We start from the raw sequence: 26,443 nt of genomic DNA, 5'->3' as shown, positions 1-26,443 counted from the left end.
CGAGGCGAGCCACCCGCCAGGATCAGAGCAGGCGGGGCGGGGCCGTGGACTGGCGGTCGACCAGCGTGAGCGGCAGCAGGATGGACCGGGTCGTCCGGTCCGGGGCCCGCAGCCGCTCCAGCAGCAGGTGCGCGGCCTCGGCCCCGAGCTCGTAGTGCGGGATGCGCACCGTCGTGAGCGGAGGGCTCAGCTTGTCGACGAACGGCATGTCGTTGAACCCGACGACCGAGACGTCACCCGGGCACGACAGCCCGCGCCCGGCCAGGGCGTCGTAGCAGCCGAGCGCGAGCAGATCGTTGCCCGCGAGGACGGCGGTGAACTCCACCCCGTCGTCGAGGAGCTCGGTGACCGCCTTCGCGCCGGCGCTCTCGGCCCACGCGGAGCAGAGCTTCAGCCGCGCCGGGGAGTCCTCCAGCCCGTGGTCCTCCAGGGCCTGCCGGAAGGCACGCAGCCGGTTGACCCCGGTGGACAGGTCCTGGGGGCCGGCGAGATGGACGATCCGGCGGTGCCCGAGGTCGACGAGGTGGCGCATCGCGATCGCCACGCCGCCGGCGTCGTCGCCCGTGACCGAGGGGATGTCGGACACCGCGAGCCTGCGGTTCACCAGGACGGTGGGGGTGCCGCCGGCGGCCAGTCGCTCGATGAACGGGTGGTGCAGGCGCCCCGTCGCGAAGACGAAGCCTTCGACGCTCCGGCTGCGGAGTGACTCGACGGCGGCCGTCTCGCGGGCGGGGTCGTTGTCGGTGTTGACGATCCAGGCGTTGTAGCCGACGCCGCCGAGCACGTCCTCGATGCCTCTGACGATCGGCGGGAACAGGGGGTTGGTGAGGTCGGGGATGACCAGGCCGATGCTCGCAGAACGCGCCGTCTTGAGGCTGCGGGCGATGGGGTTGGGCTGGTAGCCGAGCGTGTCCGCGACCTGGAGCACCCGCTGGGCCGTCTCGTCGTTGACCAGGTGCCGCGTTCCGGGGTTCAGCGCCCTGGAGGCGGTCGCCGGGTGCACGCCGGCCTCGCCGGCCACGTCCTTGAGGGTCGGCCGCCGCGCCACGGACGCGGTGCGCGGGCCGGGCTCGGTGCCGGGCGGCGGAGGAGGCATCACGCCAGAGTACAGCAATCGATTGTCCCCTATCGAACGCCGGACCAGGCGAAGCTCCGGCGCACCGCGACGGGCGAAGCCGCGTGAGAAGTCATTGACGCCGCCGTCATATTTAGGTACGTTTCCGCAAACGATTGCAGTGTGAATCGCGTCACAGTCCGCTCGCGCATCGGCACGCAAGCGCCATGCACCGGCTGGGCAAGGAGCTGAAATGGTGCACGTCGGGTCGCATGAAACCGATCGTCCGGCCAAGGAGCACGCGAATACCGCCGGATCAACGCTCATCGAGGTGGCCGAGGTCAACGCGGGATACGACAACCAGCGCGAGCGCACCCGCCTGATCGCACTCCGCGACATCTCCCTCAAGGTGACGCAGGGCGAGTTCCTGGCCATCGTCGGCCCGTCCGGATGTGGCAAGACCACGTTGATCAACATGATCGCCGGATTCGTCAAACCCCTCTCCGGCGTGGTCAAGGTACGCGGCGTGCCGGTCGACGGCCCAGGGGCCGACCGCGCGATGGTGTTCCAGGACTACGCCCTGCTGCCGTGGCGAACGGTCGAGCGCAACGTGGAGTTCGCGATCGAGAACCGGCGGGGACACGTCCCCAAGCCGGAACGGCGGGCCCGGATCGCGAACGCCCTGCAGCTGGTGGGGCTGGCCGGCTTCGAGAAGTCCTACCCGCACGAGCTCTCCGGCGGCATGCGTCAGCGGGTCGGTATCGCCAGGGCCCTCGTCGGCGAGCCCGAGATCCTGCTGATGGACGAGCCGTTCGGGGCCGTGGACGCGATGACGCGGGAGGCCATGCAGGCCGAGCTGGAGAAGATCATCGCCGAGACCCGGCAGACCGTCGTGTTCATCACCCACTCGATCGACGAGGCCATCACGCTCGGCGACCGCATCGTCGTGGTGTCCAGCCGCCCCGGGACGATCAGGGAGATCATCGACATCGACCTGCCGCGCCCCCGGTTCGACGAGCGCAACGACATCAAGCGGTCGGCCAGGTTCGGCGAGATCCGCAGCCACCTCTGGAAGCTTCTCTCGGACGAGGCGCTCGGCGCCAAGTGGGGGTCCGTCGCACGTCAGGAAGGTGAGACCGCATGACGCACGTCGCGCCGGCCGAACGGAGCACGCGCAGCCCCGCGCAGGTCGAGACGATCACCGTCAGCAGGTACGCGTCGTTGAAGGGCGTCGCGGTCACCATCGTCAACCTGGCCGTCTTCTTCCTGCTGTGGGAGCTCATCGCGCGGGCCGGGCTGATCAACGAGCTGTTCTTCCCCAGGGCGTCGGAGATGTTCGCCGCGATGTACAACGGCTTCGCCGACGGCACGATCCTGCCGGAGATCTGGCACAGCCTGTCGAACTTCCTGATCGGGCTGGCCATCTCCATCGTCATCGGCATCCCCGTCGGGCTGCTGATGGGCGCGAGCAGGGTCGCGGACCTCATCCTGAGCCCCTATGTGTGGGCGATGGCGTCGTTGCCCCGGGTCGCCCTGATCCCGTTGCTGATCCTCATCATGGGGTTCGACAACTCGATGCAGCTGACCATCATCGTGCTCTCGGCGGTGTTCCCGATCATGGTCAACTGCATGGCCGGTGTGAAGACGGTCGATCCCTCGCTGCTGCGCGCCGGCCGGGTGTTCGGCACCAGCCGCGTGCAGACGTACTCGAAGATCATATTTCCGTTCACGCTGCCGTTCGTGATCTCGGGCGTGAACCAGGGGATCGCCCGCGGTCTCGTCGGGATGCTGATCGGCGAGCTGCTCGGCGGCGGCGGCAGCGGGCTCGGCTTCCTCCTCGACCGGGCCGGCGACCAGTTCGACGCGCCGATGCTGTACGCGGTCCTGATCCTCCTCGCCGTCATGTCCGTGGGGCTCATCCAGTCCATGCGCTGGCTTGAGCAGCGCGCCGCGCCGTGGAGGGACACCCTGCGCACATGACGCGCTCCCCGACCCAGATCTCGCCACCGGCAGAGCAGGAGTCATGCGAATGAACAGGTTAACCAGGCGCATCGGAGCGGTCGCCGTACTGCTTCTCTTCGCGGGTTCGCTGGCCGGGTGCGGGGGCTCCGGCGACGGCGCGGGCGCCGCGTCCGCCGGGCCCATGGACGCGATCAAGGCCAACCTGCCGAAGAGTGACGCCGACATCAACGGGACGATCGACAAGGGCAAGGTCAAGAAGAATCTCGTGGTCGGGGTGGACAACCCGTACTACCTCTTCCACCACGACATCGAGATCGCGCTGGCCAAGGGGTACTTCAAGGAGTTCGGCATCGACTCGGTCGAGGTCAAGACGATCGAGGACCCGCTGCCGGCGCTCATCGGGGGGTCGCTCGACCTCGCCCTCTACGACACCGACACCGCGATCGCCGCCGCCAGGAAGGGCGACAAGAACCTGCGCTTCCTCTCGGTCTACCTCGGCGGCGAGGCGAACGTCCTGGGCGTGGGCAAGGGGATCAACTCCGGAGCCGATCTCAAGGGCAAGACCATCACCGGCGGCCAGTTCGGCAGCCGGAACGACGCGATCATCCGTGAACTGCTCCGGGACAACGGCGTCGAGCCCGACAGGGACGTCAGGATCGTCAGCACCGGCGGCCAGTCGAACGAGCGGCTGCAGGCGGTGATCAGCGGGACCGTCGACGGCGCCAGCATCCAGCTGCGCCACCGCACGCTGCTGGAGAAGGCGGGCGGCAAGGTCCTGTTCGAGGAGACCCGCGAGGTGCCGCAGAGCGGCTGGTCGGTGAGCAGGCTGCTGCGGGAGAGCCCGGAGACCGTGGCCGCGTTCCTCGCCGCGACGCTGAAGGCCCGCCAGTTCATCACCGACCAGGCCAACAAGGAGGACGTGCTCTCCATCATGCGCGCCAAGAAGTTCGACATCCCCGCCGAGTACGCGGACGCGTACGCGGCGGAGAACGCGCCGACGTACCACGTGAGCGACGGCGGGTTCAAGCCGGCGGACATGCAGAAGTTCATCGCCGACCAGATCGCCTACAAGACGGTGCCCGAGGGCACGGACTGGCGCCAGTTCACCTACCTCGTCCCGCTCTGGCGCGCGCAGAAGGCCCTGGGCCTGCCGCTCAACCCCGCGCTCGCGGACATGTGACCGATGGACGTGAGAACGGCCGAGGCGAAGGGCCTGCGACTGCTCGCGCATCACGATCTCGGCGGCAAGGGCGACGGGATGCAGGTGATGCGCCACGGAAACGTCGTGTACGTCGGTCACACGGGAACGTCGAGGGCGGGCACCTCGATCCTCGACGTCTCCGATCCCGGCCATCCCAAGCTGGTGGACCAGTGGGCCGCGCCGGACCACACGCACACGCACAAGGTGCAGGTCGCGGACGGCCTGCTGCTGACCAACCACGAGCGTTTCCCCTACCGGCCCACCACGCCGCTGGGGCCGCACTCGGCCGGCCTCGCGGTGTACGACCTCGCCGACCCGCTGGCACCGCGGCAGATCGCGTTCTGGCGGTCCTCCGGCAAGGGAGTCCATCGGATCGTCTGGGAAGGCGGGCGTTTCGCCCACGTCTCCGTCACGCCGGACGGCTTCACCGACCGGATCTGGATGATCCTCGACCTCTCGGACCCGTACCACCCGGTGGAGGCCGGCCGGTGGTGGTGGCCCGGCCAGTGGTCGGCGGCCGGCGAGCAGCCGGACTGGCCGGCCGGGCAGCGGCACGCGGCGCACCACGCGCTCCTCGACGGCGACCTCGCCTACCTCGGCTACGACGACGCGAACCTCGTGGTCCTCGACGTCGCGGACCCCTCCGCCCCCCGGGCCATCGGCTTCTGCCGCTGGGAGGGCGGCGCCACCCACACGTGCCTGCCCCTGCCCGGCCGGGACCTGCTCGTCGTCACCGACGAGCAGCAGTACGACGGGCCGGGGGCCCCGGCCCGGCGCATCCACCTGATCGACGTCCACGACCCGGCGAACCCCCGCCACCTCAGCGCGCTCCCGGAGCCCGCGGGCGACTTCGCCGGGCTGCCCCTGCGCTACGGGCCGCACTGCCTGCACGAGAACCGGCCGGGGTCGTTCAGGAGCACACGCCTGATCTTCGCCACGTACTTCAGCGCCGGGGTCCGGGTCTACGACCTGGAGGATCCCGCCCGTCCGCGCGAGATCGCTCACTGGGTCCCGCAGCCGCCACCCGGCCAGGCCGCTCCGCAGGCGAACGATCTGTTCGTCGATCGGGACGGCCTCGTCTGGGTGACCGATCGCCTGACGGGAGGGCTGTTCGTCCTCGAACCCGAGGGCGAGCCGGCCGCGCTGATGTAGCCCCGGTCACCCGAAGGGAAGGGTGAGCAGGCCGGGCGGGAACCGATGCAGGGAGCGGTAACCGGTGTCGGTGACCACGACCATCTCGCCGGTCTGCACACCGGCCTGGAAGTCAGGAGTACAGATGTTGGGCTGCACCACGATCGTCGTCCCCGCGCGCAGCGGCTCGGCGTGCGGGCCGCGCGGCGTGAGGTCCCGCCCGCTCAGGACGGGGGGCAGGTATCCGCCGCCGAGCCCGTGCAGGAGGTCGTCGACGGTGGTCAGCCCCTCGTCACGGACGTGCCGCAGGCTCTCCAGCAGCTCGGCGGGCGGCACCCCGGCCCGCAGGCGGCCCAGGACCTCGTCGCGGACCCTCTCGGCGATCTCGTGCAGGCGGCGGTAGGGCGCCGTGGGCTCGGCGCCGAACACGGCGGTCCGCAGCAGCTGGGCCGGGTGGTCCGGGCCCCAGCCGGCGCTGAGCTCGAAGATCACGACCGCGCCCGGCCGTGTCCTGCGCCCGCTCGGCCACTGGGCCGGAACGCACCGGTCGGGCGCGCTCATCGACGTCGTCGTGACGTAGCAGATGTGATGGGTGCCCCCTTCCCTGCGATAGGCGTGCTCGGCGGCGGCGACCATCTCCCGCTCGTCGGCCCCCTGCCCGGCGGCGTCGAGCAGGGCCGTGGCGGCCAGGTCGGTCAGCGCCGCCGCGTGCTCCAGCCAGCGCAGCTCCTCGTCGGACTTGACCATCCGCAGGCGGGTGTAGTGCTCGTCCAGCGCCACGACGGCGCTCGCCCACGCGGTGACGGCCGCCCGTACCGGGGCCGGGACCGGGCCGAGGAGGCCGACCCGGCGCGCGGGACCGAGCCGCCGCAGCGCCCGCAGCGCGGCGTCGGCCGGGTCGTCGCCGATCGGGTCGATCTCGTCGCCGAGCCCGGCGTCCAGCACGGTGCGCCGCGCGTCGGGCACGTGGTTGTGGAATCCCACCAGCAACCGCCCCGCCCCGTCGGGCGGGAGCACGAAGAGCGCCTCCCGGGTGACCGGCCAGGTGGTGAGCCAGGGGATCGCGCTGCCGGTCCGGTTCGCGCCGTAGGCGAGCACGACCTCCGCGCCGTGGGCGGTGGCGGCGGCTCGCATGAGCGCGCGCCTGGAGCGCAGTTCGCCGGTGCTGAACGGGGCGGGGGCGGCGGGAGGCGTCTCCCGGGGGAGCGTTGACATGACCCTAATGATCGAGCAGCCTGCAACCGATTGCAATGAAGGAGTAGATCATGGATGAGCTCGTCGCCTCGGCGGTCTCGCACTGGGCCCCGAGGTTCACCACGAACGGGGTGGCGGTCGCGGATTTCGAGCGGGTGATCTCCGGGCTGAAGGACTGGGACGGCTGGTGCTCGGCGTGGTCCGCGGTCGGGGCGGAGTACGAGGCGCTCGGCGCCGAGGCCGTGCGGGAGGGCCGCCTGCGGTCGGCGGGGCAGCACTACGTCCAGGCCGCCGTCTGCCACCACTTCGGCAAGTACCTCTTCGTCCAGGACCCGGTCCAGATGCGCGAGGCGCACCTGGCCGCCGTGCGATGCCTCGACGCTGCGCTCCCGCACCTCGATCCGCCGGGGCGGCGGATCGAGATCCCCTTCGAGGGATCCCGCCTGGTCGGGGTGCTCCGCCTGCCCCACGGCCCGGGACCGCACCCGGTGGTGGTCATGATCCCGGGGCTGGACTCCGCGAAGGAGGAGTTCCGCTCGACCGAGGCGCTCTTCCTGGAGCGGGGCGTGGGCACCTTCAGCGTGGACGGCCCCGGCCAGGGCGAGGCCGAGTACGACCTGGCCATCCGCGGTGACTGGGAGGTCCCGGGCGCCGCGATCCTCGACGCCGTCTCGGCCGAGCCGGACATCGCCGCCGACCGGCTCGCGGTCTGGGGCGTCAGCCTCGGCGGCTACTACGCCCCGCGCGTCGCCAGCGGCGACGGCCGGGTGCGCGCCTGCGTCGCGCTCGCCGGCCCGTACGACTTCGGCGAGTGCTGGGACCAGCTGCCCGACCTCACGCGGAACGCGTTCAGGGCCCGGTCCAGGGCGGAGAACGACGAGCACGCCCGCGAGATCGCCCACTCGCTCAGCCTGGCGGGACGGACCGGCTCGATCACCTGCCCGCTGCTCGTGGTCACCGGCAGGCGCGACCGGCTCATCCCGTGGCAGCACGCCGCCCGGCTCGTGGACGAGGTGGGCGGAACGGCCCGGCTGCTGCTCCTCGACGAGGGCAACCACGGCTGCATGAATGTCGCGGCCCACCACCGCCAGAAGACGGCGGACTGGGTGGCGGCCCAGCTCGGAGCGGGTGAGTGAGCCTTGACGCTGAACCAGGGGCTCAGTACGGTCAAAGTCGCAATCGATTGCAAGGAGTCCGCATGAGCCGTGAACCACTCCCGCGCGTCGGGTGGATCGGAGCGGGCCGGATGGGCGCCGCGATGGCCCGCCGGCTCGCGCGGGCCGGCGTCGACGTGGCGGTGTGGAACCGGACGCCATCGAAGGCCGAGGCACTCGTGGCCGACGGGGCGGAGGTGGCCGGGTCGATCGGCGACCTGGCCGGCCGCGACGTGGTCTTCACGATGGTGTCCTCGTCGGAGGACCTGGAGCAGGTGCTGGTCGGCGAGGGCGGCCTCCTCATCGCCGACGGTCCCGTTCCCGCGGTCGTCGTCGACTGTTCCACGGTGTCCACGGAGACCTCGGCGGCGATGCGGGCGGCCGTTCAGCGACGGGGGGCCGAGTTCCTCGCCGCCCCGGTGAGCGGCAACGGCAAGGTCGTGGCGGCGGGGAAGCTGAGCTTCGTCGTCTCCGGCTCCGAGGAGGTCTACGACCGGGTCGCGCCGCTGCTCGGCCTGATCGGCCGGGGGGCCTCCTACGTGGGGGAGGGGGAGACGGCCCGGCTGGTGAAGATCTGCCACAACCTGCTGCTCGGCGTCGTGGCGCAGTCGCTCGCCGAGATCACGGTGCTCGCCGAGAAGGGCGGGGTTTCGCGGGCGGCCTTCCTCGGGTTCCTCAACGACAGCGTCATGGGGTCCACGTTCACCCGCTACAAGACGCCGGCGCTGGTGAAACTCGACTACCGGCCGACCTTCACCCCCGTGCTGCTGCGCAAGGACTTCGACCTCGGGCTCAGGGCAGCCGCCGAGCTGGGCGTGTCCATGCCGGTGGCGGCCCTGACCCAGCAGCTGGTCCAGGCCACCATCGGCGGCGGCCGGAGCGAGGAGGACTTCTCCGTCCTGCTCGACCAGATGGCCGCCGCCGCGGGACTGGAGCTGAAGCCCGAGGCCGCGGAGGTCGACGACGGTCTCGGCGCCCACCCGTGAGCTAGGTCCCGGCGGAGCCCAGGTCCGAGGCCGTGTTGACGATGGCCACGTGGCTGTAGGCCTGCGGGAAGTTGCCCACCTGGCGGCCGTGGCCGGTGTCGTACTCCTCCGACAGCAGCCCGACGTCGTTGCGCAGGTCCAGCAGCCGCTCGAACAGCTCGCGCGCCTTGTCGGGGCGGCCCTGCAGGGCGAGGGCGTCGGCCAGCCAGAACGAGCAGGCCAGGAACGCGCCCTCGCCCCCGGCCAGCTCGTCGAGGTCGTCGAGGTCCGGGCTGTAGCGCATGATGAGCCCGTCGCTGGACAGCTCCCGGCGGACCGCCTCGACCGTGCCGGTGACCCGCTCGTCGGACGGGGGCAGGAACCCGAGCCGGGGGATGAGCAGCAGTGCCGCGTCCAGCCCGCGTGACCCGTAGAACTGGGTGAAGGTGTTGCGGTCAGGGTCGAAGCCGCGCTCGCACACCTCCCGGTGGATCTCCTCGCGCAGGGCCTTCCACCGGCCGGCGGGACCTGAGCGGCCCTGCCGCTCGACGGCGCCGGCCATGCGGTCCGCGGCCACCCAGGCGAGCACCTTGGAGTGCACGAAGTGGCGGCGCGGGCCGCGCACCTCCCACAGGCCGTGGTCGGGGTCGCGCCAGTGGCCCTCCAGGTGGTCCATGAGGCCGCGCTGCAGCTCCCACGCGTCGTCGTCGTGGTGCAGGCCCTCCTCCCTGCCCTGGTAGAGACAGTCCAGCACCTCGCCGTACACGTCGAGCTGGACCTGGTCGCCGGCCGCGTTGCCGATGCGTACGGGCCGGGAGTCCTCGTAGCCGCGCAGCCAGTCGGCCCGCCATTCGGGGACGCGGCGGGTGCCGTCCACGGTGTACATGATCTGCAGGTCGGCGGGGTGGCCGGCGACCGCCCGCAGCAGCCAGTCGCGCCAGGCGGTGGCCTCCTCCTCGTAGCCGGCCGTCAGCAGGGCGCGCAGCGTGTAGGTCGCGTCGCGCAGCCAGCTGTAGCGGTAGTCCCAGTTGCGGGTGCCGCCGACGAGCTCGGGAAGCGAGGTGGTGGGCGCGGCGAGCACCCCGCCGGTGGGGGCGTAGGTGAGCGCCTTGAGCGTGAGCAGGCTGCGCCGTACGGCGTGGGCGTACTGGCCCCGGTAGGCGCAGCCGCGCATCCACTCGGTCCAGGCGCGTTCGGTGTCGTCCAGGGCCTCGAACGCGTCCAGCCTGGCCGGCCGGGGCAACCAGGACTGCTGCCACGTCAGCACGAACGCCAGCCGGTCGCCCCCGGACACGGCGAACCCGGCGGTGGTGGTGCCGTCCTCCGCCACCAGCGGCACGGGGGAGTCCAGCCAGGCCGAGTCGGGGCCCGCGACGGCGGCCAGCTGCCCGCCGTCGTGGCGCGTCCAGGGCACGATGTCGCCGTAGCCGAAGCGCAGCGTCAGCTCCGTACGCAGCTCGACGCGCCCGCGCAGGCCCTCGACGACGCGGATGACGTCGGGCGCCTCGCCGCGCGGCGGCATGAAGTCCAGCACGCGCACGCGGCCGCCGGACGTCTCCCAGGTGGTCTCCAGGATGAGGGTGTCCTCGCGGTACCGGCGCCGCGCGCGGGCCCCGCGATCGGCGGGCGCCAGCAGCCAGCGGCCCGCCCGCGGCTCGTCGAGCAGCGCGGCGAAGCAGGCCGCCGAGTCGAAGCGGGGCAGGCACAACCAGTCGATCGACCCGTCACGGCCTACCAGGGCTGCGGTGTGCATGTCGCCGATCAGCGCGTAGTCCTCGATCCGCATGCCCGCCTTCCCCCGTCACCGCGAATCCGCTCGGGCCGCCCCTACCCGCCGAACGGCGCGTGTCACCCGATCCGGCGGCCGGGGAAGGCCGCAGCCCCGCGTGTCAGGCGCCGTTCGCGCCGTTCGGCGGCCGGGGAGGACTCAGGCCCCCTGGCTCGCCGTGACGCCGGGCCCCGTGGACTCCCTCCGGAGTCCCAGCACCGCCTGGGCGATCTGCTCGGGCTGCTCGGCGACCATGTTGTGGCTGGCGGCCAGTTCGAGCACGCGCAGATGCGGCCGGTTTTCGACCAGGGGCAGCAGGTCACGGCGGATTCCCGCGCGCAGCGCCGGCATGAGCTCGCCGACGCGCCCCGGCAGGCCCGGCAGGTTCTCGGTGGCCAGGACGAACAGGGCGGGACAGCGGATGCCGGCCAAAGCGGGCACGCTGTCCTGGAAGTGCGGGTCGTACCGGATCTGGGCGGCCAGGGCGGCGTCCGGCCGCACGTAGGCGCCCGCGTCCGTGGTGCGCAGCGCCCGCTGGGGGAACATCGCGGCGTGGGTCTCGGGCAGCGGCTGCGCCATCGCCGCGGCCTGGGCGTCGAAGACGGCCTTCAGCTCCGCGAGGAGCGCGGTCAGCTCCTCTTCCTCGACGCCGGCGTAGTGCCGCGGGGCGGTCTCGGACGAGCGCAGGCCGTCGAGGTTGACGATCCCGGGGCCGTCCGGGTGGCGGAGCGCCCAGAGGATCGCGATCATGCCGCCGAGGGAGTGGCCGACGACCAGGGGAGCGTCCAGGCCGAAGTGGTCGACGACCGCCTGCACGTCGTCCAGGACCGCCTCCCACTCCCACGGCCCGTCGCCGGACAGCCCGTGGCCGCGCAGGTCCATGGCGAGCACCCGGTGCGAGCCGGTCAGCAGCGGCGCGACCGCGTCCCAGTGCAGCAGGGTGCCGCCCAGCCCGTGGAGCAGCAGCACGGGGGCGCCGTCGCCGCCGTGGTCGCGCACGGCCAGGTGGACCGGACGGTTCTCGATGATCGCGTCATGTGGTGTCACGGGGTGCTCTCCTGAGGTCGGTTGAGCCGGTCGCGGATGGAGGAGGTGGTGACGCCGCCCTCGGGATGCTTGTCGAGCTTGCCGCGCTTGACCAGGTCGTGGACACCCTGCCGGGTGATGCCGAGCATCGCGCCCGCCGTGGAGTACGACACGGCGGCCGCCGAGGGGTGGCCGGAGGTGCGGGCCACGGCCCGTCCCAGCGCCGTACGCCACCACGGCTCGGGCGGGTCGAAGGGCCCGTCGCCGGGGAACAACGCCCCGACGAGCCGGGCCGCGGTGTGGGTGGCCCGCTCCCGGTCGGGGCCGAGCAGCTGGGCGGCCCACACCTCGGCCTCCACGCGCAGCCGTGCCCTGATCGGGTCCACGTGCTCGTCTGAGGCCAGCAGGATCTCCAGCGGGTCGAGGATCCGTGTCTCCAGCAACCGGACCAGCTCGGCCACCAACTCGACGTGGTCTTTCGTGGTCGTCACTTGACGGACAATAGCAAGTACTTGCGCTCCCATGTCAAGTAGCCGGATAAAAGGTTCGCCTTGCGCGAGCAGGAGTACTCGTGTTTGAGTACTCATATGCGAGCAACTCGTCTTTTCATCCTCGGCGCTCTGGCGGATGGCGGCCCCATGCACGGCCACAAGATGCGGGCCGCCGCCCAGATGGACCGGGTCGAGCTGTGGGCGGACGTCAAGCCCGGATCGTTGTACGGCGCGCTGCGCCGGATGGCGGACGAAGGCGTGGTCGAGGTGGTTCGCACGGAGCAGGAGGGCAACCTCCCCGCCCGCACGGTGTACGGCATCACCGACAAGGGCCGCGCCGAGCTGGTCTCGCTGATCAGGTCGGTTCTCGCCGACACGAAGCTCCGGCCGGACCCGATCCAGCTGGTGCTCCTGCACGGCGGCGAGATCGGCCCCGACGAGCTGCGCACGGCCGTCCAGCGGCGGCGCGACTCCTACGCCACGCAGGTCGGCTTCTGGCGCAATCTGCGCGTCGAGGCCGAGCCGCACCTGACCAGGCTGGAGGCCGTCGCCTTCGACTACACCCTGATGCGGCTGGAGACGGAGCTGACCTGGCACGACCGCTTGCTCGCCGAGCTCGCGCACCCGGCGTGACAACACGGGCGCGCCCCCTACCTAGAAGGTGAGAACGTATGTCCTCTCGGCTTTCGCACGTTGCCGTGATCGGCGGCGGGATCGGCGGCCTCTGCCTGGCGCAGGGCCTGCGGCGAGCCTCTATTAACGTCACCGTGTACGAACGGGACCGCACCGCCGACTCGCGGCTCCAGGGTTTCCGGCTGAACATCGAACCCACCGGGAGCACCGCCCTGCACGCCTGCCTGCCGCCCGCCCTGTGGGAGGTGCTGGTGGCCACCGCGGGCGACCCGGGACCCGGGATCAGCTTCCTCGACGAGCGGATGCGACCGCTCGTCCGCATCGGCCAGGACGGCCGGGAGCCGGACCCACTGGATCCGACGGCCGGCCGGCACGCGGTCAGCCGCGTCACCCTGCGCAAGCTGCTGCTGGCCGGCCTGGACGACGTCGTCCGCTTCGGCAAGGAGTGCACCGGCTTCGCCCGGGAGGCGGACGGGACGGTCACGGCGAAGTTCGCCGACGGGACCACCGCGAGCGCCGACGTGCTCGTCGCGGCCGACGGCGCCAACTCCCGGGTGTGGGGACAACTCCATCCCGAGGCCGGCCGCACCACGCTGCCGGCGACGGCCGTGGCCGGCAAGCTCTTCCTCACCGAGGAGAACCGGCGATGGCTGCCGGAGCGGCTGCTGACCGGCATGAACGTCTTCTGGCCACGCCAGGACTTCCTGTTCACGGCGATCTTCCGCCGGCGCGAGCAACCGGCGGCGATCACCGCCAGGCTCGGCGACCGCGTACGCGCGCTCGGGCTGGAGCCGGAGCACCTGCTGGCGGACTCGCACGACGACGACTACGTGTTGTGGGCCTTCATCGCGCACCGCGACGCGCTGCCGGGCTTCACGGCGGAGACCCGGGCCGACCCGGCCGCGGTGCGCGAGATGCTGGCCCGGCGGACCGCCGGGTGGCATCCCGACCTGCGCCGGCTGCTCGCCGACTCGACCCCGGACACCCTCTACCGGACCGAGTTCAGCGCCGCCGAGCCACTCCGGCCATGGGAGACGGGCAACGTCACCGGGCTCGGCGACGCCGTTCACCACATGCCCCCGGTCGGCGGGCTCGGCGGCAACACCGCTCTGCGGGACGCGCACCGGCTCTGCGCCGCGCTCACCGCGGCCGACCGCGGCGAGGAGCCGCTGCACCGGGCGTTGCACGCCTACGAGGCGGACATGCTGCACCACGGCTTCGACACCGTACGCGAGGTCGTGCGCAACACCGGCGCCGCGATCGACCGCAGCCCGTTGAGGCGGGCGGCGACCCGCTGGTTCTTCCGCAGCTGCGGGGCCGTCCCGCCCCTCGGCCGGGCGGTGTTCGGCGAGCGCTGACCCGGCCGGTGGCTCAGGTGCGGAACGGACCGGTCACGCAGTAGGTGATCCCGCCGGACGACGATCCCGAGGTGCCGCGCTGGGAGGAGAAGTAGAGCCGGTTGCCGGCGGGGTTGAAGGCCGGCCCGGTGATCTCCGACGAACCCTGGCCGGTGATCCGGAGGAACGGGGAGATCTTGTCGTCCGGGGTGATCAGGCAGATCTCCATGTTGCCGCCGTCCTCGGCCACGTAGAGATCGCCGTAGGTGGAGCCGGTGACGTTGTCGACGCCGGTGAGCGGCGGGGTGCCGGGGCTGACGAGGCTGTCGTCGTAGGCGAGTTCGTAGGTGCTGTTCGCCAGGTTGACCTGCCACACCCGGTTGTCGCCCTTGGTGGTGAACCAGACCGTGTCGTCGGCGTAGTGGCAGCCCTCGCCGCCGTTGAACGACTTGGACCCGGACACCTGGCTCCGCGTCGCCGTCGGCGACCCGTCAGGGTCAGGGACGTTGGCCCAGGTGAACGAGCCCGAGGTGGCCGACCCCGCCACGAGGACCTGAAGGGTGCCGGACGACAGGTCACCCCAGGTCGTCGGGATGAACCGGTAGAAACGCCCGTTCGTCTCGTCCTCGGTGAGGTAGACCACCTGCCGCACCGGATCGGCGGCGGCGGCCTCGTGCTTGAACCGGCCCATCGCGGGCCGCTGGACGGCGGTGCCGCCGAACGGGTAGGTCTCGTAGACGAAGCCCCGGTCGACCTCCTCGCACGACAGCCACGTGTTCCACGGGGTCTTCCCGCCCGCGCAGTTCGTCCGGGTGCCGGACAGGATCCGGTACGCCGACGTGACCGTGCCGCTGGAGTTGAACCGGAGGGCGGAGGCGCCGCCATTGGGGTTGATCTCGGAGTTGGACACGTAGATCCAGCCGCTGCCGTCCGCGAAGCAGGCGCCTCCGTCGGGAGCGTTGTGCCAGGTGTAGGACGTGCCGGGGACGGCCTGGCCGGAGCGGGCGATCACCTGGCTGGTGAAGCCGGCCGGCAACTGGATGCCGTTGGCGTCGGCGGCCTGCAGCGGGCCGTAGGGGCCGGTGGCGTTCTGGGCGGGGGCGGCGAAGGCGGTGCCACGCCACAGACTTCCGGAGAAGGCGACGGTGCTCGCGCCGAGCACCGAAGCGCGCAGGAAATTACGACGTTCCATCGACGAACCTCCTTTGGGGGGTGCAGCCTCGCCGACGGTAAGTCGGCGAGATGGACGCCGGACTGTCAGGAAAGTTAACAGGTATCGTGCGCCGCGCCACATTCCCGTGCGGGTAGGTCCGCTTCGTCACCGGCGCGTGGTGCGGACCGTCAGGCGGCCGAAGGGAAGCTCGCCGGAGATCTGGACGTGCAGCCCGCCCGGACGTGGGCGTCCCGCCGCCTTGCATGTCACGCGGCCCCATTCGGTGCGCACTCCGTCGACGTTCGCGCTCGCGCCGGCGGGCAGGAGGATCGTGGCGCCGCCGTGCGCGAGCCGGAGCTCGATGTCGATCCGCGGGTAAGGGATGCGGGCCTCGGACAGGTCGAGGCGCACCTTGCCGAACTCGGACTCGATGTGCAGGCGGCGGGGCACCTGCCAGTCGCCGGCCCGGGTGACGCGCCCGCCGGTGGACCGGAGCCGGACCACCTCGTCCGGCAGGTCGCCGAGGATCGGCTCCAGCTCCTGGGCGGAGGTGGCGGTGAGCGCGAGATCGAGCCGCCGCTCCAGCTCGGCGGGGTCGAGCCGGCCCTCGGCGTACGCCTGCTGGACCAGCTCCACCGCCTGCTCGCGATCCCGCTCGGACAGGTGCGCCGGCAGGCGGTTCACCGGCTTACCGCCCTCTTGTACAGCCTCGTGGCCAGCGGCACGAACACGGCCAGGAGCACGACCGACCACAGCAACGACACCGGCACCGCGTGCCGCAGCGGCCAGGCGGACGGCGCGGGCAGGGCGGAGCTGGCGTTGCCGAACAGCACCCGTGCGGCCTGGATGAACGTGGAGACGGGGTTCCACTCGGCCACCGCCTGCAGCGGCCCGGGCAGGCGCGTGCTGTCGACGAAGGCGTTGGACAGGAAGACCAGCGGGAGCGACACGAGGGTGGCGATGTTGTTGAAGATCTCCGGCGTGCGCAGGGCCAGCGCGACCGTCGCCGTCACCCAGGAGAACGCGTACGCGAACAGCAGCAGCAACCCGAAGCCCAGCAGCGCTTCGAGCGGCGAGCTGTGGATGCGCCATCCGACCAGCAGCCCCACCAGCGCCATCGTGACGATGCTGGTCACGTTCATGATCAGGTCGCTGACGGTCTGGCCGGTCAGCACCGCCGAGGGTGACATCGGCAGGGTGCGGAACCGGTCGAAGATGCCCTTCTGCAGGTCCTGGGTGAGGGTGTAGCCGGTGATCTGGGCGCTGGAGGTGATCGTCATGACGAAGATGCCGGGAAGCATGTATTCGGCGTATGACAGGCCGGGCAGCTCGATCATGCTGCCGAAGACGTAGGTGAACAGCAGCACGAACACGACCGGCAGCATGATCACGCCGCCCAGCAGGTCGGGTGCTCGTCTGATCTTCAGCGCGTTGCGCTTGGCGATCGTCATGCCGTCGGCGAACGCGACCTGGAGGGAGTTCATCGCACGGTCTCCTTGCTGGTTTCGTCGGTCTCGTGTCCCGTGAGGGTGAGGAACACGTCGTCGAGGGTCGGCCGGCGCAGCCCGGCATCGCGTACGGCGATCCGCTCGGCGGCCAGGTGGCCGAGCGCGCTGGTCAGGGCGGCGGCGCCACCGATGACCGGGATCGTCACCTGGAGGGCGGTGGGGTCGAGCTGCATGTCGCCGACGGCCAGCGGCGCCAGCATCCGCCGGGCGGTCTCCAGGTCGGCCGCGCTCGTCACCGACAGCTCGATGCGGTCGCCGCCGACCTGGTCCTTGAGCTGGTCGGCGGTGCCGAGCGCGATCACCCGGCCGTGGTCGACCACCGCGATGCGGTCGGCGAGCCGGTCGGCCTCCTCCATGTACTGGGTGGTGAGCAGCACCGTGGTGCCGTCGGCGACGAGCTCGGCGATGACCTCCCACAGGCTCGCCCGGGCGCGCGGGTCCAGGCCGGTCGTAGGCTCGTCGAGGAACAGCACCGGCGGGGTGGCGACCAGCGCGCCGGCCAGGTCCAGCCGGCGGCGCATGCCGCCCGAGTAGCCCTGCACGGGGCGGTCGGCCGCCTCGGTCAGGTCGAAGCGGTCCAGCAGGTCGCGGGCGCGCTGCCGGCTGCGCTTGACGCCCAGGTGGTAGAGGCGGCCGACCATCTCCAGGTTCTCGGCGCCGGTGAGGTGGTCGTCGACGGCGGCGTACTGGCCGGAGGCGCCGATGTGGGCGCGCAGCCGGCGCGCGTCCCGGACGACGTCGAACCCGGCCACCGTCGCGTGCCCGGCGTCCGGCGTCAGCAATGTGGTCAGGATGCGAACCGTGGTGGTCTTTCCGGCGCCGTTGGGGCCGAGCAGCCCGAACACCGTCCCCTCGGGGACGGTCAGCTCCATCCCGTCGAGGGCGACCACGTCGCCGTACTTCTTGACCAGGCCCTCGGCCGTGATCGCGGCTGGCATGGGGATCTCCTTGGTTGTCAGGAACGGTGGATGACGATGTCGCCGTAGGCGGTGTGCGCCCGCACTTCGACGACCTGATCTGCCTGGCCGGGACCGTCGCTGGAGTCCAGGGAGACGTCCACGCTGCCGTATTTCGAGCTCACGTCCAGCCACGCGGCGGTGCCCTGCCGGATGCCGAGCTCCAGGCCGCCGCCGGTGGTCTCCACGACGACCGAGCCGGAGGCCACCTCGCCGATGCGGATGCTGCCGTAGGCGGTCTTGGCGACGACGCCGGCCAGGGCGCGGTCGACGGTGGTGTCACCGTGGGCGGAGTTGAGGCGCAGCTCGCCGGTCACCTCGCCGAGGCGGACGTCGCCGTGCGAGGTCCTGACCACCGCCGTGCCGTCGATCTCGCCGATGCGGATGTCGCCGTTGGTCGCGGTGACGTCGGTGTGCCCGGTCGCGCGGCTGACCGAGATGTTGCCGTGCGTGCTCTTCAGCCGTAGCCGGCCGGCCTGCTCGACCTGGATGTCGCCGTAGGAGGTGGTGAACGAGACCTCGCCGAGCGGGCCCTGGCAGTGCAGGCTCGCCGCGGCCTTGGCGTCCACGCGGGAGCCCGCCGGCAGGTCGATCGTCACGTCGACCGAGCCGGGGCCGAGCACCAGCGAACGCGCCCAGTTCGTGGGCGACTCCATCAGCTTGTCGAACGACAGACCCCAGCCGCCGGCCGAGCCGGCCTGCTCCCTGTCCGTCCGTACGGTGAGCCTGCCGTTGGCGTAGTAGACGTGCGTGTGCTGGGCGGCCCGCACGTCGGCGTCGTTGAACTCGTCGTTGGGGCGGACCTCGACGACGGTGTCGGCGCGGTCGCTCGCGTTGATCCGGATGGTGGCGGTCGCCATGTCGATGGTGGCGACGATGGGTACGGGGGTGTCGAAGGTCGACATCGTGGTCCGTTCGTCATGGGATGGCGTGGTCATCAGCGCACCCAGCCGCTGTAGCGGTTGCCGGTCTGCCGGGGCTCGCCGCGGCCGGGGCGGCGGCCCGCGTCGCCGGGATCGAGCGCGGCGGAGACGACGCGGACGAGCCAGGCGTTGGTCGACAGCCCGTCCCGGGCGGCCGCCTCCTCGATGCGCGGCTTGAGGTGCTCGGGGACGCGGAGCGAGATCCGGGACGTCCCGCCCTCGTCGGCGTCCGGCGAAGGGGGCGGGACGGGCGGCCGCTCGGCCCGCCCGACCTCGATCTCCTCCTCTTCCAGCGATCGGCTGCTCGGCGGTCGCGTCACGACGAAGTCGGGATCGCGTCCGCGCAGGCGCACCTCGACCGAGCCCGGGGCGAGGTCCTGGGTGATCTCGTCGGCGGCGGCCGACAGGGCCTCCAGCATTGCGAGCCGGGTGGCCGCCTCAAGCGTCGCGGCGAGCCGCTCGGCCAGCGCGCGAGCCTCCTCACCGCCCGCCCCGGCGGCGATGGCGAGTTCGCGTCGGAGGTGATCGACATACGGCGCAAGGTCCATGACGTCATCATGACACCATCATGGCGTCAGCACAAGCGAGATGATGGCGGCACGTGACGCCATGGCGATGTCAAAGTGCCGGCAGCGGCTTGAGGACGCGATGCGGCGGGAATGGCTCCACCGTGGACCCCACCATGTCCGTGAGCGAAGCCGGGCGGATGTTCGCCACGCCCGCCGCCCACACCGACGAGGCCCGGCTGCACGAGGCACTCACGCTGCTGCGCCGCGAATCCCCCGTGCACCACGTGGACGTCCCCGGCTACACCCCGTTCTGGGCGGTCACTCGCCACGCCGACGTGCTGGAGATCGAGCGCGACCACGCCCTGTGGCTCAGCGCCCCGCGCCCCGTGCTGAGGACCGCGGACCTCGACGCCGCGCTCGAAGCGCGCCGGGCGCGGGGGACCGGGCTCAGGAGCATCGTCCACATGGACGGCCCGGAGCACCGGGTCCTGCGCGCGATCGGGGCCGACTGGTTCCGCCCCAAGGCCATGCGCGCCCTCGACGTACGGGTACGCGAACTCGCCCGGCGTCACGTGGACCTGATGGCGGATCACGGCGGCGCGTGCGACTTCGTCCGCCAGGTCGCCGTGCACTATCCGCTCTACGTCATCCTCAGCCTGCTGGGCCTGCCGGAGTCGGACTTCCCGCGGATGCTGCGGCTCACGCAGGAGCTGTTCGGCCAGGACGACAAGGAGACCGGGCGCGGCGGCACCCCGCAGGGCCACACCTCCGTGCTGGAGGACTTCTTCGCCTACTTCCACGAGCTGACGGCCGAGCGCAGGGCCAGGCCGACCGGCGACCTCGCCTCGGAGATCGCCAACGCCCGGGTGGACGGCCGGCTGCTGGAGGTCAACGCCGCGGCCTCGTACTACGTCCTCATCGCCACGGCCGGGCACGACACGACCAGCTCCACCATCGCGGGCGGGCTGGAGGCGCTCATCCGGCACCCGGCCGAGCTGCGGCGGCTGCGGGAGGACCCGGGGCTGATGGCGACGGCCGCCGAGGAGATGATCCGGTGGGTGAGCCCGGTGAAGGAGTTCATGCGCACCGCCTCCGCGGACACCCGGGTCGGCGGCACGCCGATCAGGAAGGGCGAGGCGGTGCTGCTGTCATATCCGTCGGCCAACCGGGACGAGGAGGTCTTCGAGCACCCCTTCCGCTTCGACGTCGGCCGCACCCCCAACAGGCACCTGGCGTTCGGCTCCGGGGTGCACTACTGCATGGGCGCGGCGCTCGCCCGCATGGAGATCGGCGCGCTCTTCGCCGAGCTCGTCCCCAGGCTGGCGAGCGTCGAGCTCGACGGAGAGCCCGAGTGGACCGCCACCACGTTCGTCGGCGGGCTCAAACACCTCCCCATCCGCTACGTCCTGAAATAGAACCCCCGTCAGCGGAGAGGCAGCGCGGCGGCCAGCTCCCGCCATTGCGCGCGCGGCGGTGAGCCGCCCGGGGCGCCCTCGGTCACCACCTGGACGCTCACGTGATCCGCGCCCGCCTCCAGGTGCTCCCTGACCCGGGCGGCGGCCTGGCCGGCGTCACCCAGCGCGAACAGCGCGTCCACCACCCGGTCGGCGCCGCCGCCGGTCAGCTCGTCCTCCTTGAACCCCAGCCGCCGCAGGTTGCCGACGTAGTTGGGCACCCGCAGGTAGAACGCCAGCGCCTGGTGCGCCAGGGCCCTGGCCCTGTCGAGGTCGGTGTCCAGGACCACCTTCAGCTCGGGGGCCAGCAGGGCATCCGGACCCAGCACCGTACGGGCCTGCGCCGTGTGCTCGGCCGTCACCAGGTAGGGGTGGGCCCCCAGCGTCCTGTCCCCGGCCAGCGCGAGCATCTTGGGCCCGAGCGCGGCGAGCACCCGCCGGCCCCGGGGCACCGGCACGGGCGCGCCGTCGAGGGCGTCGAGGTATTCCACCATGGACGTGTACGGCCTGGTGTAGCGCGGGGTCACCACCGAGTGGCTGACCCCGAGCCCCAGCACGAACCGGCCGGGCGCCTCCTCTTCGAGCGCGGCCACCTGCGCGGCCACGTCATGCGGGGTGTGGTCCCAGATGCTCAGGATGCCGGTGGCGACGGTGATCCGCCGGGTGGCGGCCAGCACCGCCGCCGCGTCGGCGACCGAGGGGCTGCCGCCCAGCCACAGCGTCCCGTAGCCCAGTTCGTCCAGCTCGGCGACCGCCTCGGCGATCTCCGTGCGCCGGGTGGCGTCGGCGGCCGTGCTGCCGAGCCCGAGACTCCAGATCCCGACCCGGCCTAACGACTCGCGTGTCACAACGTCCATGTCCTTGATCACAGTGCTTCTTTAGCAGGTTTGTCAGCCCCCTCACCAGTGGCGCGGGCCACCCGCCTGGGCGCGCCCGGGAGCGGGGTGGGGCGGTCCACCACGATCTCGTAGACCAGGTCGGTGGTGATGGAGCCGACCCGGGCCAGCTCGGAGGTGATCCGTTCGAGGTCGCTCATGCCGGTGGCGACGATCTCCATCACGTAGCAGGACTCGCCCGTGACGCGCAGGCACCGTACGATCTGCGGCTCGCGGTCCAGGATGGCGGCGACCTTGTCGTACAGCGAGCCGTGGACCTTCATCCGGACGATCGCCCGCAGGGTGTAGCCCAGGGCCTCGGGTTCGACGCGTGCCCGGTAGTCCCTGATGACTCCGTGCTCCTCCAGCGAGCGCAGGCGGCTCCGCGTGGCCGAGACGCTGAGCCGGATCGTCTCGGCGAGCTTGGCCAGGGTCGCGCGGCCGTCGGCCTGTACGGCGGCGATGAGGGCACGGTCCACGTCGTCCTGCGGCCGGGCGGCCGGGGTGTCGGTCATTCGTGCAGGATGCCGCAGATTCTGCGGTGAGACCACCGGCAGTCGATCGATTCGGGGTGCTGCGCCCCGCCCCGCCTTCCCTAGCGTTGACCTCGTGACTTCCACACCCTTCTTCTTCGTCGATGTCTTCGCCGAGCGCCCGCTGACCGGCAACCCGCTGACGCTGGTGCCGGACGCGGACGGGCTGACGGTGGAACAGATGCGCGCCATCGCCCGCGAGTTCAACCAGTCCGAGACCACCTTCCTGCTCCAGCCCACCCGGGCGGAGGCCGAGTGGCGGTTGCGGTCGTTCACGCCGATCGGCGCCGAGGTCGGCGGCGCCGGCCACAACGCGCTCGGAGCCTGGCTCTGGCTCGCCGACCAGGGACTGACCGGTGACGAGCCGTCGCGGACCCTGATGCAGGAGATCGGCCCCCACGTGCTGCCGGTCGAGATCGTCCGCCGGCCTGGACAGGGCGTGCGGGTCGTGATGGAGCAGTCGGCGCCGGTGTTCGGGCCCGTGGCCGAGGACGCTCCCCGCCTCGCTGGGGCGCTCGGGCTCACGCCCGGGGACCTGGACGCCGAGCTTCCGGCACAGGTCGTCTCGACGGGTGTCGCCCACCTGCTCGTCCCGCTGGCCGGCCGTCCGGCTGTCGACGCCGTCACCGTCGACGGCCGGGCCCTGGCCGCCATCCTGGCCGAGATGGGGGCCGAGGGCTGCTACGTCTACACCACCGCGCCCGGGGAGCCCGAGGCGGACGCCTACAGCCGGTTCTTCAATCCCACGGTCGGCATCGTCGAGGATCCGGCCACCGGCACCGCCGCGGGTCCGCTCGCCGCCCTGCTCTCCCGCGGGCACGGCAGGTCGCTCGTCATCGAGCAGGGCCACGCGCTCGGGCGTCCCAGCCGCATCCAGGTGGAGGTCGAGGGCACCCGGGTGCGGCTCTCCGGGTCGGGGATCGTGACAGGTCGTGGCGAGCTCAGGATCGCCTGAACCGGCCCCGGGCGGACTCGCGGACCGTCACGCGAGCAGCCGAGCGGCAACCGGCCCGCGCCGGGCCCCGGCCGGTCACGCGAGCAGCCGGGCGGCGATCCTCGTCCAGTCGTCCTCGGCCTCCGGCGTCTGGCGTTCCATGATGCGGTCCGCCGCGTCGGCGAAGGCCTGAAGGCCGCGCAGCAGGGCGATGCGCCCGGCCGGCGGCATCTCGCGCAGCACGCGGGCCAGGTCGTCGCGCCGGCGCTGCTGCAGCTCCTCGACCAGGGAGCGGCCCGACGGCGTGAGCGAGAGCGTCAGCTCCCGCTTGTCCTCCTCGCAGTGGGAGCGCCGGACCAGCCCCGCGGCTTCCAGCCGGTCGCAGAGCCGGCTGGCGGAGGAGGGCACCGCGCCGAGGGCGGCGGCGAGCCGGCCCAGGTTGATCGTCTTGTGTTGTTCGATGGTGAGCAGGGCCTGGAGCTGGATGGAGGACACCTTCGTCGCGAATGCCTGCCGTGACCGGCCCCATACGGCCACCAGGGCCGCCGCCTCCCTCTCGATGGCGGCCCACTCCGCAGTCGGCAGCTGGCCGACGGCGGGCTCGGGCTTTTCCACGGGTGGAACAGGCTCGTCTATCACACGCTATCCACTCAGTAAGGCGTTGCCGGTCATGGGCGATCTCGCCCGGCTGTCCCGGATGGCGCCGGTCCCACGGCGGGGTCCGGCGTCCAGTCGAGACATACCACCACCGCATCATCCAGCACTTCCATGCCGCGCCGAAAGTCCAGCAGTCCGCGGATCATCGTGCGTACCGCTTCGTCGGCGGGTTGCATGCGGGTCAACTTCACCAGGCTCTCCAGCGGCGATCCACCGAATGTGGTGCCGTCGGAGGACCGGGAGGAGTGGACGCCGTCGCTGGCGACGATGAGCCGATCGCCCGGCTCAAGGCGGAGGTGCTGCTCAGTGTAGGTGGTGTTGCCGAACATGCCGAGCGGGAGTTGCTGTTCCAGCTCGATCTGGCGGACCTGCCCGCCGCGCATGATCAGCACTCTGGGCGATCCGGCGTCCACCATGGCGGCCTCGCCGGTGGTGGCGTCGAATCTCAGCAGCAGCGTCGAGACGTGCATGCGGCCGCCGTACTGGGCGTAGATGGCCTCGTCCGCCAGCCCGGCCTGCTCCTCCAGATCCGCGCCAGAGCGGCGGGCGTTGCGCAGGGCGGTGATGGCGAGCGTGGTGAGCAGGGCGGCATCCATGCCCGCGCCCATGCCGTCGGTGACCGACAGCGCGAGCCAGCGTGGTCCGCACGTCCAGTCGAAGTTGTCCCCGTACACCGCGTAGGCGGGCTCCAGCTGACCGGCCAGCCGGTAGCCGTCGCCCTGGTGCCCGCAGCCGGGCAGGAGACCCCACTGCATCTCGGCGGCGAGCGTGAGCCGGGACATGCGGCGGACCCGCTGGTAACGGTCGGTGATGAGGTCGGCCCCGCGCAGCGCGTGGCCGAGCGCGGTGGCGATCTCCTGCAGCTCCTCCACGGCCGCCGCGCCGGGCGGCTCGGCGAAGCGCAGGCTGAGCACGCCGATCCGTTCGCCGCACGCGCTGACGGGTAGGTAGAGCATGCGGTCTTCCACCTGCGCTGACTGGGCGGCGAAGGCCCGGCCGGCGGGGGTGCCGTCGATGGCGACCCCGCGCGCCCCCGGCGCCAGCTCTATCAGCACGGGACGCAGGGTGACCAGGGCATAGTCGGCCAGCAGCACTTCGACCTGCTCCACGGCGAAGTGCAGAGTCACCGCGTCGCGCAGCGCCTCCACGACGGCATAGGGCCGAGCCGCGTGCATGGCCTGCTGCACGGCGTGGAGCCCTTCGGGGATGCTGCCCAACGGATGACCTCTTCTCTCAGCGCAGGATGCGCCAAACATTTGCACGATAGCAAATAACTCCGACGTCAATGGGCGTCATGATCTTATATATTTGTCGGACGACAACTAACCCGGTGGTGTGGAGGTTCCATGTCGGGCAGAGAGCGTGCGAGAGAGGAGATCGTGCGCATCCTTGGCGAGCATCGCGACCAGATCGCGGCCGCCTGGATCGAGGCGCAGGAGAGCAGGCTAGCATCCGCGGGCGCGGTCAATGCTGACGAACTTCGCGAGGAGGTGGACACCATCATCGCCGGCCTGTACGAGGGGCTGGCGGCCACGATGCCCCTGGATCGCGTGGTGACCGGCTTCGCGCCGCTCAGAAACGCGGTGACCGATTTCTCCCATCGGTGGGCCAGGCTGGGCGTCTCGGCGACGGCCATCGCGGGTGCGATCTTCGCGCTCAAGGACGCGTGCGTGCGGGTGCTGGCCGACGGGATCCCGGATCCCGAGCTGCGACTGGAGGCCACGGAGCTCGTTCACCGGTTGCTCGACGGGGCCGGGCTGCTCACCTTCCAGACGTACGTCGACAGCCGAGAGGAGATCATCCAGCGCCAGAACCGGCAGCTGCTGGAGATCTCCACCCCTGTCGTACGGCTCTGGCACAGGGTGCTCGCCGTGCCGCTCATCGGCACGCTCGACAGCGCGCGGGCTCAGATCGTCATGGAGAGCCTCCTGCAGGCCATCCAGGACAACGAGGCCGCCGTGGCGATCATCGACATCACCGGCGTACCGACCGTGGACACCGCGGTCGCCCAGCACCTCATGCAGACCGTGGCGGCGACCAGGCTCATGGGCGCCGACTGCATCCTCAGTGGCATCCGCCCGCAGATCGCCCAGATGATCGCGCGGCTCGGCATCGACCTTTCGGAGATCATCACCCGCTCGTCCCTGGCGGACGCGCTGACCGCTGCCATCCGCATGGTCGGCGACACCCCGGCACAGGACGCCCGAGACGAGAGCACGCTGCTGAACGTTTCATGAACTCATCAGAGATACCGATCCTGCGGCTCGGCAAGGTGCTGCTGGCGGGACTGTCCAACGAACTGGACGACAAGACCGCCCTGCGCTTCGCCGACGAGCTCAGCCATCAGGTCAGTGCCATCGGAGCGGAGGCGGTCGTCCTCGACATCACGAAGCTGGAGATCATCGACTCCTTCGCGGCCCGGATCCTGGTGGAGATCGCCACCATGGCGCGGCTGCTGGGGGCGCGTGTGGTGCTGGCCGGGATGCGTTACCCGGTGGCCATCACCCTGGTCGAGCTCGGGCTGGACCTTCCAGGTGTGGAGACGGCGCTCTCGGTCGAACACGCCATGGACAAGCTGGCTCCGCCGGGAGGATCGCGTGTCGGATAGGAAACTCGTGAAGAACGGGCAGGTGTGCTCGCTGCCCATTCGCGCCGAGGACGACCTGCTCACCGCGCGGCACGCCGTACGCGCCGCGGCGCTGCAGGCCGGATTCGGGCTCGTCGGTCAGACCAAGCTCATCACGGCGGCGAGCGAGCTGGTACGCAACTGCTACGTCCACGGCGGGGGCGGCGACCTGGTGATCGAGCACCTCTCCCCACCCCCGCGCGCCGGGCTCCGGCTGACGATCTCCGATGACGGTCCGGGCATCACCGACCCGGCGAAGGCGCTGGTCGACGGATTCTCCACCGGTCCCGGGCTGGGTCACGGACTGGGCGGCGCGAAGCGGCTGGTGCACGAGTTCCACCTGGAGACGGAGCCGGGCAAGGGCACGACAGTGGTGATCACCCGCTGGGCGGGTTGAGG

Annotated in this window: 28 protein-coding genes; 13 read left to right on the top strand and 15 right to left on the bottom strand. The window is 71.5% G+C overall.

Annotated elements, in window-relative coordinates; all coding sequences use genetic code 11:
- Nucleotides 1-22: 22 nt before the first annotated feature.
- Nucleotides 23-1,096: a LacI family DNA-binding transcriptional regulator gene (locus BLS95_RS35730; RefSeq protein ID WP_090941882.1), complete on the bottom strand. Its 1,074-nt coding sequence runs from the start codon at nt 1,094-1,096 to the stop codon at nt 23-25.
- A 211-nt stretch (nt 1,097-1,307) separates the two neighbouring features.
- Between BLS95_RS35730 and BLS95_RS35725 the strand changes: the two genes are divergently transcribed.
- Genes BLS95_RS35725 through BLS95_RS35710 form a run of 4 tightly spaced genes read left to right on the top strand, consistent with a single transcriptional unit; the run spans nt 1,308 to nt 5,369 of the window.
- Nucleotides 1,308-2,198: an ABC transporter ATP-binding protein gene (locus BLS95_RS35725; protein WP_090941880.1), complete on the top strand. Its 891-nt coding sequence runs from the start codon at nt 1,308-1,310 to the stop codon at nt 2,196-2,198.
- Entirely contained in the window at nt 2,195-3,034 is an 840-nt protein-coding gene (locus BLS95_RS35720) for an ABC transporter permease (RefSeq protein WP_090941878.1), read from the top strand. Before BLS95_RS35725 ends, BLS95_RS35720 begins: the two co-directional genes overlap by 4 nt.
- Before the next feature lie 49 nt (nt 3,035-3,083).
- A complete protein-coding gene (locus BLS95_RS35715) occupies nt 3,084-4,196 on the top strand; it encodes an ABC transporter substrate-binding protein (RefSeq protein WP_176993562.1) in 1,113 nt (370 codons plus the stop codon).
- Between the two features lie 3 nt (nt 4,197-4,199).
- Complete coding sequence (locus tag BLS95_RS35710) at nt 4,200-5,369, top strand: LVIVD repeat-containing protein (protein WP_090941872.1); 1,170 nt, start codon at nt 4,200-4,202, stop codon at nt 5,367-5,369.
- Nucleotides 5,370-5,375: 6 nt separating this feature from the next.
- Here BLS95_RS35710 and BLS95_RS35705 read toward each other — a convergent pair whose 3' ends face one another.
- The gene (locus BLS95_RS35705; protein WP_090941869.1) at nt 5,376-6,563 is read right to left on the bottom strand and encodes a M24 family metallopeptidase; all 1,188 of its coding nucleotides are present in this window, start codon (nt 6,561-6,563) and stop codon (nt 5,376-5,378) included.
- A 50-nt stretch (nt 6,564-6,613) separates the two neighbouring features.
- Between BLS95_RS35705 and BLS95_RS35700 the strand changes: the two genes are divergently transcribed.
- Together BLS95_RS35700 and BLS95_RS35695 are read left to right on the top strand one after the other, a co-directional pair.
- The gene (locus BLS95_RS35700; RefSeq protein ID WP_090941868.1) at nt 6,614-7,678 is read left to right on the top strand and encodes an alpha/beta hydrolase family protein; all 1,065 of its coding nucleotides are present in this window, start codon (nt 6,614-6,616) and stop codon (nt 7,676-7,678) included.
- A 62-nt stretch (nt 7,679-7,740) separates the two neighbouring features.
- Nucleotides 7,741-8,682: an NAD(P)-dependent oxidoreductase gene (locus BLS95_RS35695; RefSeq protein WP_090941867.1), complete on the top strand. Its 942-nt coding sequence runs from the start codon at nt 7,741-7,743 to the stop codon at nt 8,680-8,682.
- A gap of 1 nt (nt 8,683) precedes the next feature.
- Here BLS95_RS35695 and BLS95_RS35690 read toward each other — a convergent pair whose 3' ends face one another.
- The 3 genes from BLS95_RS35690 to BLS95_RS35680 form a co-directional block, all read right to left on the bottom strand.
- Complete coding sequence (locus BLS95_RS35690) at nt 8,684-10,447, bottom strand: glycoside hydrolase family 15 protein (RefSeq protein WP_090941861.1); 1,764 nt, start codon at nt 10,445-10,447, stop codon at nt 8,684-8,686.
- A 141-nt stretch (nt 10,448-10,588) separates the two neighbouring features.
- A complete protein-coding gene (locus BLS95_RS35685) occupies nt 10,589-11,476 on the bottom strand; it encodes an alpha/beta fold hydrolase (RefSeq protein ID WP_218136146.1) in 888 nt (295 codons plus the stop codon).
- Nucleotides 11,473-11,946, bottom strand: coding sequence for a hypothetical protein (locus tag BLS95_RS35680; protein WP_245765482.1), 474 nt, complete (start codon nt 11,944-11,946; stop codon nt 11,473-11,475). The genes BLS95_RS35685 and BLS95_RS35680 overlap by 4 nt, the downstream gene beginning before the upstream one ends.
- Nucleotides 11,947-12,042: 96 nt before the next feature.
- On the opposite strand from BLS95_RS35680, the gene BLS95_RS35675 reads away from it, so the two are divergent.
- The gene (locus tag BLS95_RS35675; protein ID WP_090941856.1) at nt 12,043-12,579 is read left to right on the top strand and encodes a PadR family transcriptional regulator; all 537 of its coding nucleotides are present in this window, start codon (nt 12,043-12,045) and stop codon (nt 12,577-12,579) included.
- A 38-nt stretch (nt 12,580-12,617) separates the two neighbouring features.
- Nucleotides 12,618-13,937 (top strand): FAD-dependent oxidoreductase, encoded by a 1,320-nt coding sequence (locus BLS95_RS35670; RefSeq protein WP_090941852.1) that lies wholly within the window; start codon nt 12,618-12,620, stop codon nt 13,935-13,937.
- A 13-nt stretch (nt 13,938-13,950) separates the two neighbouring features.
- On the opposite strand, the gene BLS95_RS35665 is transcribed toward BLS95_RS35670, so the two are convergent.
- The 6 genes from BLS95_RS35665 to BLS95_RS35640 all read right to left on the bottom strand — a co-directional run bounded on the left by BLS95_RS35665 (nt 13,951) and on the right by BLS95_RS35640 (nt 19,004).
- Nucleotides 13,951-15,108 (bottom strand): alkaline phosphatase PhoX, encoded by a 1,158-nt coding sequence (locus BLS95_RS35665; protein ID WP_090941849.1) that lies wholly within the window; start codon nt 15,106-15,108, stop codon nt 13,951-13,953.
- Between the two features lie 126 nt (nt 15,109-15,234).
- The gene (locus BLS95_RS35660) at nt 15,235-15,753 is read right to left on the bottom strand and encodes a DUF1707 SHOCT-like domain-containing protein (protein ID WP_090941847.1); all 519 of its coding nucleotides are present in this window, start codon (nt 15,751-15,753) and stop codon (nt 15,235-15,237) included.
- On the bottom strand, nt 15,750-16,553 hold the full coding sequence (locus BLS95_RS35655; RefSeq protein WP_090941843.1) for an ABC transporter permease: 804 nt from the start codon (nt 16,551-16,553) through the stop codon (nt 15,750-15,752). The genes BLS95_RS35660 and BLS95_RS35655 overlap by 4 nt, the downstream gene beginning before the upstream one ends.
- Nucleotides 16,550-17,515: an ATP-binding cassette domain-containing protein gene (locus tag BLS95_RS35650; protein WP_090941840.1), complete on the bottom strand. Its 966-nt coding sequence runs from the start codon at nt 17,513-17,515 to the stop codon at nt 16,550-16,552. Before BLS95_RS35650 ends, BLS95_RS35655 begins: the two co-directional genes overlap by 4 nt.
- Nucleotides 17,516-17,532: 17 nt before the next feature.
- Entirely contained in the window at nt 17,533-18,471 is a 939-nt protein-coding gene (locus BLS95_RS35645) for a DUF4097 family beta strand repeat-containing protein (protein WP_245765481.1), read from the bottom strand.
- On the bottom strand, nt 18,471-19,004 hold the full coding sequence (locus BLS95_RS35640) for a hypothetical protein (RefSeq protein ID WP_090941834.1): 534 nt from the start codon (nt 19,002-19,004) through the stop codon (nt 18,471-18,473). Before BLS95_RS35640 ends, BLS95_RS35645 begins: the two co-directional genes overlap by 1 nt.
- 134 nt (nt 19,005-19,138) lie before the next feature.
- Between BLS95_RS35640 and BLS95_RS35635 the strand changes: the two genes are divergently transcribed.
- Nucleotides 19,139-20,380 (top strand): cytochrome P450, encoded by a 1,242-nt coding sequence (locus tag BLS95_RS35635; protein WP_090942044.1) that lies wholly within the window; start codon nt 19,139-19,141, stop codon nt 20,378-20,380.
- Between the two features lie 8 nt (nt 20,381-20,388).
- Here the strand turns inward: BLS95_RS35635 and BLS95_RS35630 are convergent, their stop codons facing one another.
- Complete coding sequence (locus BLS95_RS35630) at nt 20,389-21,276, bottom strand: LLM class F420-dependent oxidoreductase (RefSeq protein WP_090942041.1); 888 nt, start codon at nt 21,274-21,276, stop codon at nt 20,389-20,391.
- An 8-nt stretch (nt 21,277-21,284) separates the two neighbouring features.
- Nucleotides 21,285-21,809: an Lrp/AsnC family transcriptional regulator gene (locus tag BLS95_RS35625; RefSeq protein WP_090941831.1), complete on the bottom strand. Its 525-nt coding sequence runs from the start codon at nt 21,807-21,809 to the stop codon at nt 21,285-21,287.
- A gap of 94 nt (nt 21,810-21,903) precedes the next feature.
- Here BLS95_RS35625 and BLS95_RS35620 point away from each other — a divergent pair, with 94 nt between their 5' ends.
- Nucleotides 21,904-22,782, top strand: a complete 879-nt coding sequence (locus tag BLS95_RS35620; protein WP_245765480.1) for a PhzF family phenazine biosynthesis protein — start codon at nt 21,904-21,906, stop codon at nt 22,780-22,782.
- 75 nt (nt 22,783-22,857) lie between these two features.
- Here BLS95_RS35620 and BLS95_RS35615 read toward each other — a convergent pair whose 3' ends face one another.
- Both BLS95_RS35615 and BLS95_RS35610 read right to left on the bottom strand, forming a co-directional pair.
- On the bottom strand, nt 22,858-23,376 hold the full coding sequence (locus BLS95_RS35615) for a MarR family winged helix-turn-helix transcriptional regulator (RefSeq protein WP_218136144.1): 519 nt from the start codon (nt 23,374-23,376) through the stop codon (nt 22,858-22,860).
- 53 nt (nt 23,377-23,429) lie between these two features.
- A complete protein-coding gene (locus BLS95_RS35610; RefSeq protein WP_176993561.1) occupies nt 23,430-24,635 on the bottom strand; it encodes a PP2C family protein-serine/threonine phosphatase in 1,206 nt (401 codons plus the stop codon).
- Between the two features lie 129 nt (nt 24,636-24,764).
- Between BLS95_RS35610 and BLS95_RS35605 the strand changes: the two genes are divergently transcribed.
- The 3 genes from BLS95_RS35605 to BLS95_RS35595 are packed head-to-tail and all read left to right on the top strand — an operon-like array spanning nt 24,765 to nt 26,441.
- On the top strand, nt 24,765-25,655 hold the full coding sequence (locus tag BLS95_RS35605; RefSeq protein ID WP_090941823.1) for an STAS domain-containing protein: 891 nt from the start codon (nt 24,765-24,767) through the stop codon (nt 25,653-25,655).
- Nucleotides 25,652-26,026, top strand: coding sequence for an STAS domain-containing protein (locus tag BLS95_RS35600; protein WP_090941820.1), 375 nt, complete (start codon nt 25,652-25,654; stop codon nt 26,024-26,026). Before BLS95_RS35605 ends, BLS95_RS35600 begins: the two co-directional genes overlap by 4 nt.
- A complete protein-coding gene (locus tag BLS95_RS35595) occupies nt 26,016-26,441 on the top strand; it encodes an anti-sigma regulatory factor (RefSeq protein WP_090941817.1) in 426 nt (141 codons plus the stop codon). Before BLS95_RS35600 ends, BLS95_RS35595 begins: the two co-directional genes overlap by 11 nt.
- Nucleotides 26,442-26,443 lie beyond the last annotated feature (2 nt).

Source organism: Nonomuraea jiangxiensis (assembly GCF_900099965.1).
GTDB classification, from domain to species: domain Bacteria; phylum Actinomycetota; class Actinomycetes; order Streptosporangiales; family Streptosporangiaceae; genus Nonomuraea; species Nonomuraea jiangxiensis.
The sequence above is the reverse complement of the archived record's forward strand: the minus strand, read 5'-3'. Positions and strand labels throughout refer to the sequence as shown.

Bases quoted from the DNA above. Each gene is read 5' to 3' on its own strand.
- BLS95_RS35705 (WP_090941869.1), bottom strand. From the start codon at position 6,563: ATGTCAACGCTCCCCCGGGAGACGCCTCCCGCCGCCCCCGCCCCGTTC.
- BLS95_RS35690 (WP_090941861.1), bottom strand. From the start codon at position 10,447: ATGCGGATCGAGGACTACGCGCTGATCGGCGACATGCACACCGCAGCC.
- BLS95_RS35695 (WP_090941867.1), top strand. From the start codon at position 7,741: ATGAGCCGTGAACCACTCCCGCGCGTCGGGTGGATCGGAGCGGGCCGG.
- BLS95_RS35715 (WP_176993562.1), top strand. From the start codon at position 3,084: ATGAACAGGTTAACCAGGCGCATCGGAGCGGTCGCCGTACTGCTTCTC.
- BLS95_RS35670 (WP_090941852.1), top strand. From the start codon at position 12,618: ATGTCCTCTCGGCTTTCGCACGTTGCCGTGATCGGCGGCGGGATCGGC.
- BLS95_RS35630 (WP_090942041.1), bottom strand. From the start codon at position 21,276: ATGGACGTTGTGACACGCGAGTCGTTAGGCCGGGTCGGGATCTGGAGT.
- BLS95_RS35665 (WP_090941849.1), bottom strand. From the start codon at position 15,108: ATGGAACGTCGTAATTTCCTGCGCGCTTCGGTGCTCGGCGCGAGCACC.
- BLS95_RS35710 (WP_090941872.1), top strand. From the start codon at position 4,200: ATGGACGTGAGAACGGCCGAGGCGAAGGGCCTGCGACTGCTCGCGCAT.
- BLS95_RS35600 (WP_090941820.1), top strand. From the start codon at position 25,652: ATGAACTCATCAGAGATACCGATCCTGCGGCTCGGCAAGGTGCTGCTG.
- BLS95_RS35645 (WP_245765481.1), bottom strand. From the start codon at position 18,471: ATGACCACGCCATCCCATGACGAACGGACCACGATGTCGACCTTCGAC.
- BLS95_RS35730 (WP_090941882.1), bottom strand. From the start codon at position 1,096: ATGCCTCCTCCGCCGCCCGGCACCGAGCCCGGCCCGCGCACCGCGTCC.
- BLS95_RS35640 (WP_090941834.1), bottom strand. From the start codon at position 19,004: ATGGACCTTGCGCCGTATGTCGATCACCTCCGACGCGAACTCGCCATC.
- BLS95_RS35655 (WP_090941843.1), bottom strand. From the start codon at position 16,553: ATGAACTCCCTCCAGGTCGCGTTCGCCGACGGCATGACGATCGCCAAG.
- BLS95_RS35635 (WP_090942044.1), top strand. From the start codon at position 19,139: ATGTCCGTGAGCGAAGCCGGGCGGATGTTCGCCACGCCCGCCGCCCAC.
- BLS95_RS35700 (WP_090941868.1), top strand. From the start codon at position 6,614: ATGGATGAGCTCGTCGCCTCGGCGGTCTCGCACTGGGCCCCGAGGTTC.
- BLS95_RS35720 (WP_090941878.1), top strand. From the start codon at position 2,195: ATGACGCACGTCGCGCCGGCCGAACGGAGCACGCGCAGCCCCGCGCAG.
- BLS95_RS35650 (WP_090941840.1), bottom strand. From the start codon at position 17,515: ATGCCAGCCGCGATCACGGCCGAGGGCCTGGTCAAGAAGTACGGCGAC.
- BLS95_RS35605 (WP_090941823.1), top strand. From the start codon at position 24,765: ATGTCGGGCAGAGAGCGTGCGAGAGAGGAGATCGTGCGCATCCTTGGC.
- BLS95_RS35625 (WP_090941831.1), bottom strand. From the start codon at position 21,809: ATGACCGACACCCCGGCCGCCCGGCCGCAGGACGACGTGGACCGTGCC.
- BLS95_RS35675 (WP_090941856.1), top strand. From the start codon at position 12,043: ATGCGAGCAACTCGTCTTTTCATCCTCGGCGCTCTGGCGGATGGCGGC.
- BLS95_RS35725 (WP_090941880.1), top strand. From the start codon at position 1,308: ATGGTGCACGTCGGGTCGCATGAAACCGATCGTCCGGCCAAGGAGCAC.